The 13,171-nt window shown below is 57.1% G+C and carries 11 protein-coding genes; 2 read left to right on the forward strand and 9 right to left on the reverse strand.

Annotated elements, in window-relative coordinates; genetic code table 11:
• Positions 1–39: 39 nt before the first annotated feature.
• The 6 genes from WBR25_RS06085 to WBR25_RS06110 form a co-directional block, all read right to left on the reverse strand.
• Positions 40–306: a hypothetical protein gene (locus WBR25_RS06085; protein WP_129503568.1), complete on the reverse strand. Its 267-nt coding sequence runs from the start codon at positions 304–306 to the stop codon at positions 40–42.
• A complete protein-coding gene (locus WBR25_RS06090; protein ID WP_129503569.1) occupies positions 306–833 on the reverse strand; it encodes a P-loop NTPase family protein in 528 nt (175 codons plus the stop codon). Before WBR25_RS06090 ends, WBR25_RS06085 begins: the two co-directional genes overlap by 1 nt.
• Positions 834–920: 87 nt before the next feature.
• The gene (locus tag WBR25_RS06095; RefSeq protein WP_235666684.1) at positions 921–1,211 is read right to left on the reverse strand and encodes a GNAT family N-acetyltransferase; all 291 of its coding nucleotides are present in this window, start codon (positions 1,209–1,211) and stop codon (positions 921–923) included.
• A 277-nt stretch (positions 1,212–1,488) separates the two neighbouring features.
• Positions 1,489–3,027, reverse strand: a complete 1,539-nt coding sequence (locus WBR25_RS06100; RefSeq protein ID WP_479749563.1) for an ATP-dependent nuclease — start codon at positions 3,025–3,027, stop codon at positions 1,489–1,491.
• Between the two features lie 533 nt (positions 3,028–3,560).
• The gene (locus WBR25_RS06105; RefSeq protein WP_042656185.1) at positions 3,561–3,824 is read right to left on the reverse strand and encodes a hypothetical protein; all 264 of its coding nucleotides are present in this window, start codon (positions 3,822–3,824) and stop codon (positions 3,561–3,563) included.
• Between the two features lie 252 nt (positions 3,825–4,076).
• Positions 4,077–5,114, reverse strand: a complete 1,038-nt coding sequence (locus WBR25_RS06110) for a Mal regulon transcriptional regulator MalI (protein ID WP_103252222.1) — start codon at positions 5,112–5,114, stop codon at positions 4,077–4,079.
• A gap of 280 nt (positions 5,115–5,394) precedes the next feature.
• Between WBR25_RS06110 and malX the strand changes: the two genes are divergently transcribed.
• Positions 5,395–6,966, forward strand: a complete 1,572-nt coding sequence (gene malX / locus WBR25_RS06115; protein ID WP_115522584.1) for a maltose/glucose-specific PTS transporter subunit IIBC — start codon at positions 5,395–5,397, stop codon at positions 6,964–6,966.
• Between the two features lie 87 nt (positions 6,967–7,053).
• Positions 7,054–8,244, forward strand: coding sequence for a MalY/PatB family protein (locus WBR25_RS06120; protein ID WP_479749564.1), 1,191 nt, complete (start codon positions 7,054–7,056; stop codon positions 8,242–8,244).
• A 142-nt stretch (positions 8,245–8,386) separates the two neighbouring features.
• Here the strand turns inward: WBR25_RS06120 and ruvC are convergent, their stop codons facing one another.
• The 3 genes from ruvC to WBR25_RS06135 form a co-directional block, all read right to left on the reverse strand.
• The gene (gene ruvC / locus WBR25_RS06125) at positions 8,387–8,908 is read right to left on the reverse strand and encodes a crossover junction endodeoxyribonuclease RuvC (protein WP_005334512.1); all 522 of its coding nucleotides are present in this window, start codon (positions 8,906–8,908) and stop codon (positions 8,387–8,389) included.
• A 115-nt stretch (positions 8,909–9,023) separates the two neighbouring features.
• Positions 9,024–10,073, reverse strand: a complete 1,050-nt coding sequence (locus tag WBR25_RS06130) for an efflux RND transporter periplasmic adaptor subunit (RefSeq protein ID WP_206901444.1) — start codon at positions 10,071–10,073, stop codon at positions 9,024–9,026.
• A 15-nt stretch (positions 10,074–10,088) separates the two neighbouring features.
• On the reverse strand, positions 10,089–13,151 hold the full coding sequence (locus tag WBR25_RS06135; RefSeq protein WP_479749565.1) for an efflux RND transporter permease subunit: 3,063 nt from the start codon (positions 13,149–13,151) through the stop codon (positions 10,089–10,091).
• Positions 13,152–13,171 lie beyond the last annotated feature (20 nt).

A 13,171-nucleotide genomic window follows, 5' to 3' on the forward strand; every position in this document is an offset into this window, starting at 1 on the left:
GGCACGGGGCTGCCATATCTTTGGCAGCCCGATCTTCCCTTACCTGTTTGGTCCAACCGGGCCCTTTGGCTGCTGTCGTTTGGTTCGATAGCGATGCACGAGCCAGTCAACTCCCGCCATTGCCGCCGCGACGCCAATCATGATCAGAGTGAGGCGGCCGCCCTCCTGCCATGAGAGCAAATCCAGATGAAAGTCCTGCCGAATAAATTCCGGGATCAGGCCGATAGGCATGGTAATAGCCAGATAGGATATAAATTTTCTGAAAAACATATGGTCAGGTTTTGGAGTCTGTTTGTATTGCTCCATCAAGTTTCCTGGTAGCTGTTAACGGTCAGTTGAGTGAGATAGCTATTTACCGCTTCACGAGTCGTGAAATGGTGCTTGTCGTTTGGGAATCGATCAAACAGCTCGCGATGGAAGTGGCGGGAGCTTTTGCCAGCTCGCTGCCCATATTCCGATGCCCACACCAGCAGTTGTTGAAAGTTCTTTTCCGCTGCCACTGCATCCCGTTGCCTGGCACTTTGTGATCCGCGCGATAGCAGTGAATCACGGCATACCGACCAGTCGAGATCCAGAAAGAGCAGGGTATCAGCGGCATCAAGCAGTTGCTCGGCCAGGGCACCAAATACCCCTTCGACCACCCATGATGGCTCTTGAGCAAGTGTTTGAATGGCATGGTCAATCTCATGCTGGGGCCGTTTTTTGTTAAACCCGCCCGGTTGCCAGACGATGGTATCGAGATTGACCTCGCGGATAGTTAACCCCTCAGCCAATCGAGCCGCCAACCAGCTCTTGCCCGATCCCGAGTTGCCAATAATCAGTATTCGTTTCATCTATGAGTGCTCTTCAAATACCCAATTGGCTGGTGACTATATCGGTTGCCACTCGCTCTGAAGGATGGCCAACACCACGGTATCCCACTACTGATCTTTGAAGAAACGATGTTCGTGAAAATGGGCCTCTTGTCTCATACCCAACGCCTTGCATAACCGAATCGCAGGGCGATTCTGGCTGATGGTTTCTGCATAGATCTGGTGTACGCCCAATTCGCGAAAACCAAGGTTCATCAAGGCGTGGGCGGCTTCATGTATGAGTCCATTCCTCTGATATTCTCGGGCCATACCACATCCCATCGATGCCTGATTATCCGCTTCAAGACGCAGGTAAACTGTACCAATAAATCCCCTGTTTGCCTTGTACTCGATGACCAATTGATAGGCGGTGCGAGGGGGCTCATTCGCCTGTTCAATAAACAGTCTGGATATTTATCCGGGTCACAATCTGATTCACTGTAAAACCGCTGATATTTGCTCTCTTGCGAGATGGCGACAAAATACTCTGCATCCGTAGGCTGCAATGAACGAAGTGAATTGCACAGCTTGCTCGGTAACAGAATATATAAAGGCTGGAAGGTAGACTTCATTATGCGGGCATTCGAATGCAATTAGCTATATAATGCCCCTAAATTAATAATATAGCGACATGAAATCATGAATATCTTGAGCTAATAATGAAATCACATAGTTCTTTTATTTTAGGTATCAGGGATGGGTGCTCAATAGATATATTTAGAACTACACTTGATATGTATTTTTTTGCAACTTTGACCTTGTTCGCAAGTCGCTGATTATCACCAGTCTTGTATTTCATTAGATTAGCCCACATTCCTTCCTCAGTATGAGATGTGAAACTTTTATGTACACTTGATATGGCATGTTTTAAATGTAATGGATTTAGATAATTTTCAATTTCCCTACCATCAGTTACCCAATGTCTTATAGATGATTTCTTACACTCAGATATAATTCTTAATTTGGTGTCATTTAACTGGTCATCCGAACTCTTAAAATCACTATCCATAATTATAAAAGAGTTTGGATTGATTTTTAATATTGAAATGAAATCATTGCTTTCAGACTCATTAATATCGAAGTGGCTCAGGTTCTTTCCGCCATAATATAGAAAGCTATAATCACTCCCTTCAATCAAACGATTGTCAATGCACTCTATCCAATGCTTTATATAGATTCTATCTGATGGGCCTTCAACCCATATTATGCAGTTTGATTGGAATATATCTGATGGTCTATATCCTAACTCAGCTAGTAATATACGTTCATGTTTTAATGCTCGAATTGCCCCACCTCTTGCATGAAATATAGACAAGTTATCTTTTGTATCAACATTGATCAGCGTCGGTGAATGAGTTGAAATAAAAATTTGAATATCATTTTCATTGCATATTGTATTGATTCTATCAATCAACAATCTTTGTAGTCTTGGATGTAAATGTATTTCTGGCTCTTCTAATAGGCATATACTACCTCTTTTCAATTTTTGGATGTATGACGTAATTTCCGCATATTTTCTCCAACCAAAAGGTAGCCAAGAGACGGGAATGATGTTTGGCATGTCAACATCTTCTTTTAACCATGCCTCAACAAGCCCATCATTACTTAGAATAATGTTGTTTGTATTCACAGGTGTGAATTCATCATCAGATGCTCTATCATAATATCCATTTAGCTTTTCATTTATAAGGTTCAGCTCGTTAATATATGCCTCATCTGGGTTTGTTATTTCTGGTGGAGATGTATTTTTATAATAAATAATGTCATCCATACCAAGTGATATTTCTTTTAAAAGATCTTCGTTTATATCTACTTGAAATTTTGATATATTGGAGGAAAATAATTTTTTATTATTTTTGATTATGTCGCAGTGAACATATTTTAATGGGTCAGCCGGATGTGGGGCTGGGTGGTAAAGAATAGATATTTTGCTACCATCACTGAATTCTACCTTAAAATATGGAGATGTTCTAGATAATGGGTTTTCTTTTGGTAAACTTGATATGACACTCATTTTTTTTAAACTATGTATCATATCAATTATCGTGGATTTTCCTGAACCATTTTCACCAATTAATATGTTTATTTTCTCGCCAAAACACAGTTCCTCAAGAGAGTTATTAATGTTTACATTTAATCTTCTAATTGAGTTAATCGTAATCTTTGTTATTTTCATTTTATCTGTGCGTTAATGTATTGTAAGTGTAAATTGAGGGTGGTGATCGGGATTTTTGGTAAGATATATGATTTTTAATTTTTATTATTATCCAGCTCCTTATATCGACTTTAACCGTCGCAGAAAATGGTTGTAAACATAACCGTTATTAAAGCCATCAACATTCTGGATAGAGAATATAAGCGGGATATCCCGTTATAGCAGAGTCATTTTTTGCGCTCAGATCGCCACTATATTGAGCAATCCAATGCAGGAGAAGGAGGGCACACTCACGCTACCGCCCGTGGATTACAGCCTCCAGCCTGCTGCGGTTATCCGGCGATGTGGTGGATGGCGAAACGGCTGCACAGGGTTATCTCTGCAAGAGTGGTTGCCAAGTGGAGCATGTTAGTCGAGAGCGGGGCAGCGTAAAACCGTGGTTGAGCGAAAACCTGCAAAATATCAATTAATTACTTATTAAGCGGCAGCTATCCGCCCACTTGGCACAGTGACCGCAGGCAGCACTTCGCCCCCTTGCTGGAGGAAACAGACACTCAATACTCCAGAAACGTCTCCCCGCAGCGTTCGCAGATAAGATGTTTTACATGGGTGGCCTGATAGGCGAGGGTCTGGCCGAAGACCGCATTGGTCAGGCTGCTGGAACGAAAGGCTTGCCAGAAGGCTTTGCGCGGGTCTTTGGGCATCACATCCTGGCTATGATCCCGTGGCACCAATACCACGATATGGCGGGTGCGCTCCCTGCATTTGTCACAGCGATGGATTTCAGTTGGCGGGTTCTGGTCGTGCGGGTTGCTCATAAAGGGGCTCGTGAAGAGAGTGGGTGCCCATCATATTCCTCTCCACTTGGCTCTCAATCTTTCCTTGCCAGCGCAGTGAGCAGGCTCACGTTTTGCGCCCCTTCTTTACTACTTGACCTCGATAGCCCCTTGCCCGCGCGTTGCAACCGTGCGCCTCAGGCCGGTTCCCGCTTCTGCGGTTTGCTGGTGAGCGGTGATGATATGGCGGGTGGGGCGAGCTCGGGTTGCTGCAGATGGGTCAGCCTTGCCAGCTCAAGCCGACTCCCGCTTTTGCAGATTGGGGGTGATGATATGGCGGTTGGGGGCGAGCTCGGGCTGCTGCATTCGGGTCAGCAGTCGTTTTGCCGCCTGACGGCCGATTTCGCGGGCCGGTGAGCTGACGAAGGTGAGAGCGGGGGAGGTGAGTTCGGCCTCCGCCACATCGTCAAAACCGAGCAGAGCCACCTGCTGGCCGATGTAGTTGTCCTTGCCCACGGTGCGGCCGCTCGCCTCGACGCCATAGATGGCACCGAGCGCCACCTCGGGGTAGTGGCAGAGCACGGCGGTCACCTTGGGGTGCTGGTGCAGCAGCTGGGCGATGGTGTCGGCGGCGCTGCGCTGGGTGCGCTCGCACTCCAGTACCCACTCCGGTTTGAAGGGCAGGCCATATTGCAGCAGGCTGGCGCAGTAGCCGCCGATCCGCTCGGCGCGGGTGAGGGAGTCGGCCCGCCCGCCGACGTAGGCGATATGGCGGTGGCCCTGCTCGATAAGATAGGTGGTGGCCTGCTTGGCGGCGTGGGTGTTGTCGGGGCCGATAAAGTCCACGTCATCGCGATAGTAGGAGCGGGCGGCGCACACCACCGGCAGCTCGGAATCGAGCAGGGTCTCCAGGGTTTTGGCCGCCGCGCCGCGCACCGGATTGAAGATGATGCCCGCTACCCCCTGCCGTGACAGGGAGTGGATGCTCTGCTGCAGCCGCTCCGGGCTGTGGCCGCACTGGGTCAGAAACAGCAGATAGCCCTGCTGCTCCAGCACCTCGCTCACCCCGGCGGTCACCTCGGTATAGAAGGGGTCGGTGATGTCGCGCAGGATCAGCCCCACCAGATTGGATTGCTGGCTGCGCAGGTTGGCGGCGGCGCTGTTGGGCACGTAGTCGAGCTCTTTTATCGCCTGTTGCACCCGCTCGGCGGTGGCCGGCGAGATGCGCCCCTTGCCGTTGAGCACCATGGAGACGGTGGTGACCGACACTCCCGCCCGCTGGGCGACATCGGTGATCTTGGTTGCTTTGGCAGAGAGGGATTTGGGCGACATAGGGCGAACGGACGACGGACAGTTGAAAGCGAGGCCCCAGCATACCTGCTCAGATGCTCAAGTGAAACGTTACATCACCATTGGGCCGATCCGGCTCACAAATTTGGATCCTGCTGACAGCCAGCCCCCTTATTCTGTGATCCTGTCGGCACTTGTAAATTGATAAAACGTTTTATCATTCGGCAAAACCTGATGCTGACCCGCGCCTTTTGCTTCGAGATTGCCTCGAGCGGGGGAGGGCAGCCGCAGATATTGCTGTCTATTCACAAGGAGCCGTTTCATGGCCAAGCCTCAAGCCAAATCCACCATCTGGGAGTTCCTGCAGAGCCTCGGCAAGACCTTTATGTTGCCGGTCGCCCTGCTGGCCTTCTCGGGCATCCTGCTCGGTGTCGGCAGCTCGCTCACCAGCGATGCGGTCAAGCAGAGCATGCCCTTCCTCGACAATACCGTGCTGCAACTGCTGTTCCTCTGGATGACCAAGGTGGGGCTGGTGGCCTTTATCTACCTGCCGGTGATGTTTGCGGTGGCCATTCCGCTCGGGCTGGCGCGAGAAGAGAAGGGGGTCGCGGCCTTTGCCGGTTTCGTCGGCTATGCGGCGCTCAACCTCTCCATCAACTTCTACCTGACCGTGGCCAACGTCATCGGTGACGCAGCGGCGGAGAAGGCCTACGGAGTGAAATCAATCCTCGGCATCAGCTCCATCGACACCGGGATTCTGGGGGCTATCATCGTCGGGGTGATCGTCGCGAAGCTGCACGCCCGTTTCTACACCTACAAGATGCCCGATGCGCTCGCCTTCTTCGGCGGTGCCCGCTTCGTGCCCATCATCACTGCGCTGGTGCTGGGTGTCGTCGGTCTGGTTGTGCCGTTCGTCTGGCCCTGGTTTGCGGCCGGTATCAACGGTATCGGGGCGCTCATCTCCCACGCTGGTCCCTTCGGCCCCTTCCTGTTCGGTACCGGTGAGCGTCTGCTGCTACCGCTCGGCCTGCACCACATTCTGGTGGCGTTGATCCGCTTTACCGAAGCGGGCGGCACCCAGCTGGTATGCGGTCACGAGGTGAGCGGCGCCCTCAATATCTTCTACGCCGAGCTCTCCTGCGCCGACACTTCCGGCTTCTCGGTCTCTGCCACCTCCTTCCTCTCTCAGGGCAAGATGCCTGCCTTCCTCGGCGGCCTGCCGGGTGCGGCGCTCGCCATGTATCACTGCGCCCGCCCGGAAAATCGCGGCAAGATCAAGGCGCTGCTGGTCTCCGGTGTGGTGGCCTGCGTCATCGGGGGCATCACCGAGCCGCTCGAGTTCCTGTTCCTGTTCGTGGCGCCGGTGCTCTACGTTATTCACGCCATCCTGACCGGTCTGGGCTTTATGACCATGGGGCTGCTCGGCGTCACCATCGGCAACACTGACGGCAACCTCATCGATTTTCTGGTGTTCGGCGTGCTGCAAGGCACCGCTACCAAGTGGTATCTGGTGCCGGTCGCGGCCGCTATCTGGTTTGCCATCTACTACAGCGTGTTCCGCTTCGCCATCGTGCGCTTTAACCTGAAAACTCCCGGTCGTGAAATCGAGACCAGCGAGGCTGCCCAGCCCGCAGGCAAGAAGGCCGGCAACAGCGGTTACAACGGTGAAATCATCCTTAACGCCCTGGGCGGCGCCGATAACATTCTCGCGCTCGATAACTGCATCACCCGCCTGCGGATGTCGGTGCAGGACATGAGCCGGGTCGATGACAAGGTATTGAAAGCGAACGGTGCCATCGGGGTGATCAAGCTCGATGAGCACAACCTGCAGGTGGTGATTGGCCCGCAGGTGCATCTGGTGAAAAACCAGCTGCAGAGCCTGATGGGGGCCTGAACCGGCCAATAAGAACCGAACGGGGGGCGCAAGCCCCCCTTGTTTGCCTCTCACAATATGTCTCCTGTTTATGGAGGGAGAAACTTCATGCACGATATTTATGACTTCGACCGCGTGGTCGACCGCCACGGCACCTACTGCACCCAGTGGGACTATGTGGCCGACCGTTTTGGTCATGCCGACCTGCTCCCCTTTACCATCTCCGACATGGATTTCGCGACCGCCCCCTGCATTCGCCAGACGCTGGCAACCCGCCTTGAGCACGGGGTTTTTGGCTACAGCCGCTGGAATCACGACGACTTCAAAGGCGCGGTGAGCAACTGGTTTGCCCACCGCTACGGGGCGAGCCTCGACCCAGAGGCGCTGGTCTACGGCCCCTCGGTCATCTATGTGATTGCCCAGCTGGTGAGCCTCTGGTCGGCGCCGGGGGAGGGTGTGCTGGTGCATACCCCCGCCTACGATGCCTTCGGCAATATGCTGGCTGCCAACGACAGGGTGCTGCTGCCATGTCCGCTCAAAAAAGCAGAAGGGAGCTATCAGGTCGACTGGGTTTGCTTCGAGCAACAGGCAGCCCGTCCCGATTGCCGGATTTTGCTGCTCTGCAGCCCCCACAACCCCACTGGCCGGGTCTGGACGCGGGATGAACTTTGCCGGATGGCCGTCATCTGCCAGCGTCACGGGGTCAAGGTCATCTCGGACGACATCCATATGGATGTGAGCTTTGCTCGCTACCTGCCGTGGAGCGAGGTGGCGCCGGACGATGCCTGGGCGCTGGTGAGCTCTGGATCCAAATCCTTCAATATTCCGGCCCTTGGCGGCGCCTACGCCTTTATCGCCAACGCCGAGGCGCGGGCCGCCTATCTGCAACGGCTCAAGGCGGCCCACGGCCTCTCATCGCCGCCCATCCTCGGGGTGCTGGCCCATATCAGCGCCTATCGGGAAGGCGGAGCCTGGCTCGATGCCCTGAAAAGCTATCTGCACGGCAACCTCGCCCAGGTGGCGGCGCGGCTTAACGCAGCCTTCCCCGCCATCGACTATCGGGTGCCCGAGGGAACTTATCTCGCCTGGATTGACTTGAACGGCCTTGGCATCGACACGACCGAGCGGATGGATGCGCTGCAAGCCTTGCTGGTGGAAAAATACCGTGTCGCCATCATGCGCGGCGACACCTACGGCCCGGAAGGCACAGGCTATATCCGCCTCAACGTCGGTTGCCCACGCTCGAAGGTTGACCAAGGACTCGACGCCCTGATCGGCGCACTGGGGAAGGTGGTGTAGAGCAAATCCATTCAACATGAGAAACAAAACGGGGCCATCAGTGATGGCCCCGTTATGTGGGGAAATATAAAAAACCGCCCCGGAGATCCGGGGCGGTTTTTTATTTAGCGATACCGAGATGAGCCGTGGGCGACATAAGGGCTCAGCGATAGCGGCCACGTACCGAGCTGCTGGCACGGCCGGCCATCTTGATCAGGCTCTGGCGGGTGTGCAGGTGGCAGAGCGCGACGCCGAGGGCATCTGCTGCATCCGCCTGCGGGGTGGCGGAGAGTTTCAGCAGATGGGTCACCATATGCTGCACCTGCTCCTTGGCGGCGCCGCCAGTGCCGACCACCGCCTGCTTGATCTGGGTGGCAGAGTATTCGCTCACCGGCAGATAGGCGTTGACCGCGGCGACGATGGCGCTGCCCCGGGCCTGCCCCAGTTTCAGGGCCGAGTCGGCGTTGCGGGCCATAAAGACCCGCTCGATGGCAAACTCGGTGGGCTTGAACTGGGTAATGATCTCGCATACCCCGTCATAGACCTGCTTGAGGCGCTCCGGCAGCTCGCCGCAATCGGTGCGGATGCAGCCAGAGCCCAAGTATTCGGCCTTGCCGCCCACGACCCGGATAACCCCGTATCCGGTGATCCGCGAACCCGGATCGATGCCCAAAATAATGCTCATGGGTGTTGATTGCTCTAAACGCGAGTGATGGCCGCCAAGATAGCAAACTGTGGACCGTTTGGCTGTATATCCCGGGTCAAGCGGGCAAAGATTGGCCAGCCGGTGTCAGGCGTGGCTACCCCTTGAACAGCGCTATGGTGTCGCCATCCTGCAGGCTGCCGGCACCGCGTACCACCACCCGGTCCCCCTGCTTGAGGGCGCCGCTCACCGCCACCTGCTGGCTGTCGCCAAACAGCACGGTGACCGGCACCCGATTCACCTTGAGCGCCTTGCCGCTTCTCGCCACCTGATAGACCACGCTGCCATCGGTGCCGAGCACCAGGGCGTCCCGGGGCAGCAGCATGCTCTGTTGATCCCCCAGTGGCAGGGCAACCCGCACCGGCGAGCCGATGATGAAGGTGCCCGCTTCCGGTTTGAGGCGCAGCTCGATGAGGCGCGACTTGGGATCGGCGCTGGCGGCTCGCTGGTAATAGACGCCGTGACCGCTCAGCTGCTCCCCCTCCACCCGCAGCCGGGTTTGCGGCGCCAGCTGTTGGGCCCAGAAGATGGGGGCCTGCAGGCGGATATCCGGCTGATCCGGGTTGACCAGCTCCAGCGCCTGCTCGCCCGCGTCCACATGCTCGCCGGGCTGGATGAAGTGGTTGTTCACCACCCCATCGAACGGGGCATAGATGTGGCTGCGGCGCAGCTGTTCTTCAATCTGGTTCACCTGTATGGCGGCCAGCCGCTCGGCCAGCGCGGCCTGCTCCACATCATAACTGGCCTTGTCGTACTGGCTTTGGGAGGCGCTCTTTTGCTGGTGCAGCCGGGTGATCCGCTGGGATTCGGCGCGAGCGAAGCGCAGGTTGCTCTGCCATTTCGCCTGCTCGGCGCGAGCCTGCTCCAGCGAGAGGCGCAGCGCCGTACTGTCGAGGCGCAGCAGCTCATCTCCTTTTTTGACCCGGCTGCCAAATTCGGCGATCCACTCCACCCGGCCGCTCACTTCGGCGCTGAGCGCCGCTTGCTGGCGACTCGCCACCGTGCCGCTGACCCAGATATTGGCGGCCGCATCCCCTTGGGTCACATCCGCCAGGGTCACCATCTTGCCCTGATCGGCCAATACCGGTAGCGCACTGCCTGCTATCAGCACAGCGCCAGCCAACATTCGGGTAATCATATGTGTCATCGATGAGCTCCTTGCTCAGGCCCGCTGGCGCAGGGGTTGTGGGATCGCCACCTGCTCCCCGAGACGCAGGAAGGCAGGCAACAGGATCAGGGTAAACAGAGTGCTGCAGCTCATGCCGCCAACAATGACGGTGGCGAGCCCGCGGTAAATTTCGCTCCCCTCGCTTGGGCTCAGCATCAGCGGCAGCATGCCGAAGATGCTGGTGAGACTGGTCATGGCGATGGGACGCATCCGGCTTTGCAGGGCATCGGCCACCGCCAGCTGGCGGCTCATGCCGTCCCGCTCGGCGGTGCGGGTCTGATGCACCAGCAGGATGGCGTTGTTGACCACCAGTCCCAGCAGGATGACAAAGCCGATGATGGTGAGCAGGTCCATCGGCAGCGGCACCAGCAGCCCGCTCAGTTGCAGCGCCAGCACGCCGCCAACCGAGGCAAGGGGCAGGGTGAGCAGCACCAGCATGGCATCCTTGAGGGAGGCAAACACCCCCCACAGCAGCACCAGCAGGATCACCACGGCGAACAGGAAGATGGTCCCCAGATTGTCGAGCGCCTGTTGCAGGCTGTCGGCATTGCCGGCAATGCGCAGCTCGCCACCAGCGGGCAGCAGGGGGCGGATGGCGGCAAAACTGCGGTTTTTCAGGGTGTCGATCACCTGCTCCATTGTCATGCCCGCCGGGGGGGCTATCTGCAGGCTGATACTGCGCCGCCCATCGGCCCGGAAGATACTGGCCGGGCCCATGTCGTGCTCTACCCGTAGCAGCTCGCCAAGGGGAACGATGCGTCCGGAGGGGGTGGCCAGCGGCACAGCCTTCAGTTCGTCCGGATTGGCGGAGCTCTGTCCCATCAGCATGATGTCGAGCCGATCTTCGCCGTCGAAATACTCGCCAACCCGCAAGCCGTCGCCAAAGGTCTGGATGATGGTGGGCAGGGGCGTGCGATCCCAACCCACTTCGGCCAGACGCCGATCTTGCGGCACCAGTTTGAGCTCGGGGGCGGTGAAGTCGAGACTCGGCTCGGGCCGGATCTGTGCTCCCGGCAAGTCCTTGCTGAGGATCCCCATGCTGGCACGGGCCGCCTGATAGAGCTCGGGCAGGTTGCCTCCCTGCAGCAGCAGGGAGACGCCGTTTTCGCTGTCAAAGCCGCCAAACAGCGACCCCTGACCGCCGAACACCCGGGTGTCGGGAATACCCACCAGCAGCTGTTTCATCAACAGGCTCTCCAGCTCCTTGATGCGGGTCTCGTCCTTGGGTCGCACGCCAATCTGGGCGCCCCCCGGGTAGCGCAAGATGTAGTAGTTCTTGAGGGCAGGCTCTTTCTCCCCCTTCATGTAGGGGGCGAGGCGGGCGATCAGGGTATCGATCACCTCTTCGCGCTGGGCCTTGAGATTGACCCCGGGGGTGAAGTTCATCCAGACATCTACCGCGTCCCGTTTCACGTCCGGCAGATAGTCCATCTTGGGCAGCAGCGCCCAGGTGGCCAGTGCCGGCAGGCTCATCATCAGGGTGATGACCGTCCAGCGCTGGCGTGAGGTCGAGGTCCAGCGGATCACGTGATGGGTAGTGCGCTGCCACAGCGACTCATAGGGATCGGTCAGCGTTTCATGTCCCATCCAGCGCGCCGCCACCGCAGGCAGCACGATGACGGCGACCAGCATGGAGACCGTCACGGCGCAGGCGATGGTGAGCGCCAGATCGGCAAACAGCTGACCCTCCACATCGTTGAGCAGCAGCACCGGCAGGAAGATGGCGACCGTGGTGAGGGTGGAGGCGACCAGCGCCGTCCACACCTGACGGGTGCCTTCAAGCGCTGCCTCCGCCTTGCTCAAATCCCCCCGCTCGTGGCGCCGGTAGATGCTCTCCAGCACCACGATGGCGGCGTCGAGCACCATGCCGACGGCAAAGGCGATGCCCGCCAGCGAGATGATATTGAGGGTGCGATCCATCACCTTGAGCAGGCAGAAGGTGAGCATGATGCTGATGGGGATGGCGAGGGCAATCATCAGGGTCGCCTTGAGCTGACGCAGGAAGAGCCAGAGGATGGCACAGGAGAGCAGCACCCCGAGCCCCAGGTTGGCGGTGACCATGCTGACGGCACGATTGATGTAGAGGGAGGCATCGAACGACTGCTCCATGTGCAGCCCGACCGGCTCCAGCACCTCGCGGTTGAGCTCGTTCACCCGAGCCTTGATCGCCTCAAGGGAGGCCAGGGCATTGGCGCCGCTCTCCTTGAAGATCTGGGCGGCGATGGCGGTATTGCCGTTCTGGATCCGCAGCACCGGGTTCTCTTCCCGGGCCACCCTTACTTCTGCTACATCCCGCAGATAGATGGGCAGGCCATCGCGCCAGTCCACCACCTTGTCCCCCAGCGTCTCGACATCATAGCGACCGGCGAAGCGCAGCTTGTACTCCCAGCGCCCGATGTCGAGGGTACCGGCCGACACGTCCCAGCCGGTGGTGGCCCGGCTGGCCAGCACCGGGATCTCCACCCCCAGCTCGGCGGCGCGATAGGGGTCGAAGCGGATCTGGATCTGGCGCTCGTTGATCCCCTCGACTGCGACCGTCGAGACCCCTTCGATGCGTTCCAGCTCGGGTTTGACCCGCGCCTCGATCAGCGCCTGATGGTCATCGATCACCCCTTTGGCGCCGGGCAGCTGCTGGATGAAGAAGAAGGTGAGGGTATCGTTGCTGCTGTAGTTGTTGACGTAGGGGCCGCCAATCTTGTCCGGCAATCCCGAGACCCGGTTCAATCGCGAAATCACATCGAGCTGGGCCCGTTGCATGTCGGTGCCGAGGGCAAACTCCATGTCGATTTCGGTAAAGCCGGGATAGCTGTTGCTGACAAGGCTCTTGAGCCCCTGAACCCCCTGCATCTCCTGCTCGATGGGGTCGGTGATCTCCGACTCCATCTCTTGGGGCGAGGCTGAACGCCAGCTCACCGAGATGTTGAGGTGTGGACGGTCGATGTCGGGGAACAGCTGGATCGGCAGTCCCCGGATGCTGAGCAGGCCCAGCAGGAAAATCAGCACGATCGAGACCGCCACCCAGATGGGGCGTTCGATCGCCGTTTTGGCGAGGTTCATTCACTCTTCCTGAGTTGTTG

It is taken from the genome of Aeromonas sp. MTB, from assembly GCF_056632455.1.

Excerpts from the sequence above, each read along its gene's own strand:
- WBR25_RS06135 (WP_479749565.1), bottom strand. The coding sequence starts at position 13,151 with ATGAACCTCGCCAAAACGGCGATCGAACGCCCCATCTGGGTGGCGGTC.
- WBR25_RS06120 (WP_479749564.1), top strand. The coding sequence starts at position 7,054 with ATGCACGATATTTATGACTTCGACCGCGTGGTCGACCGCCACGGCACC.
- WBR25_RS06105 (WP_042656185.1), bottom strand. The coding sequence starts at position 3,824 with ATGAGCAACCCGCACGACCAGAACCCGCCAACTGAAATCCATCGCTGT.
- WBR25_RS06090 (WP_129503569.1), bottom strand. The coding sequence starts at position 833 with ATGAAACGAATACTGATTATTGGCAACTCGGGATCGGGCAAGAGCTGG.
- WBR25_RS06110 (WP_103252222.1), bottom strand. The coding sequence starts at position 5,114 with ATGTCGCCCAAATCCCTCTCTGCCAAAGCAACCAAGATCACCGATGTC.
- WBR25_RS06100 (WP_479749563.1), bottom strand. The coding sequence starts at position 3,027 with ATGAAAATAACAAAGATTACGATTAACTCAATTAGAAGATTAAATGTA.
- ruvC (WP_005334512.1), bottom strand. The coding sequence starts at position 8,908 with ATGAGCATTATTTTGGGCATCGATCCGGGTTCGCGGATCACCGGATAC.
- WBR25_RS06130 (WP_206901444.1), bottom strand. The coding sequence starts at position 10,073 with ATGACACATATGATTACCCGAATGTTGGCTGGCGCTGTGCTGATAGCA.
- malX (WP_115522584.1), top strand. The coding sequence starts at position 5,395 with ATGGCCAAGCCTCAAGCCAAATCCACCATCTGGGAGTTCCTGCAGAGC.
- WBR25_RS06085 (WP_129503568.1), bottom strand. The coding sequence starts at position 306 with ATGGAGCAATACAAACAGACTCCAAAACCTGACCATATGTTTTTCAGA.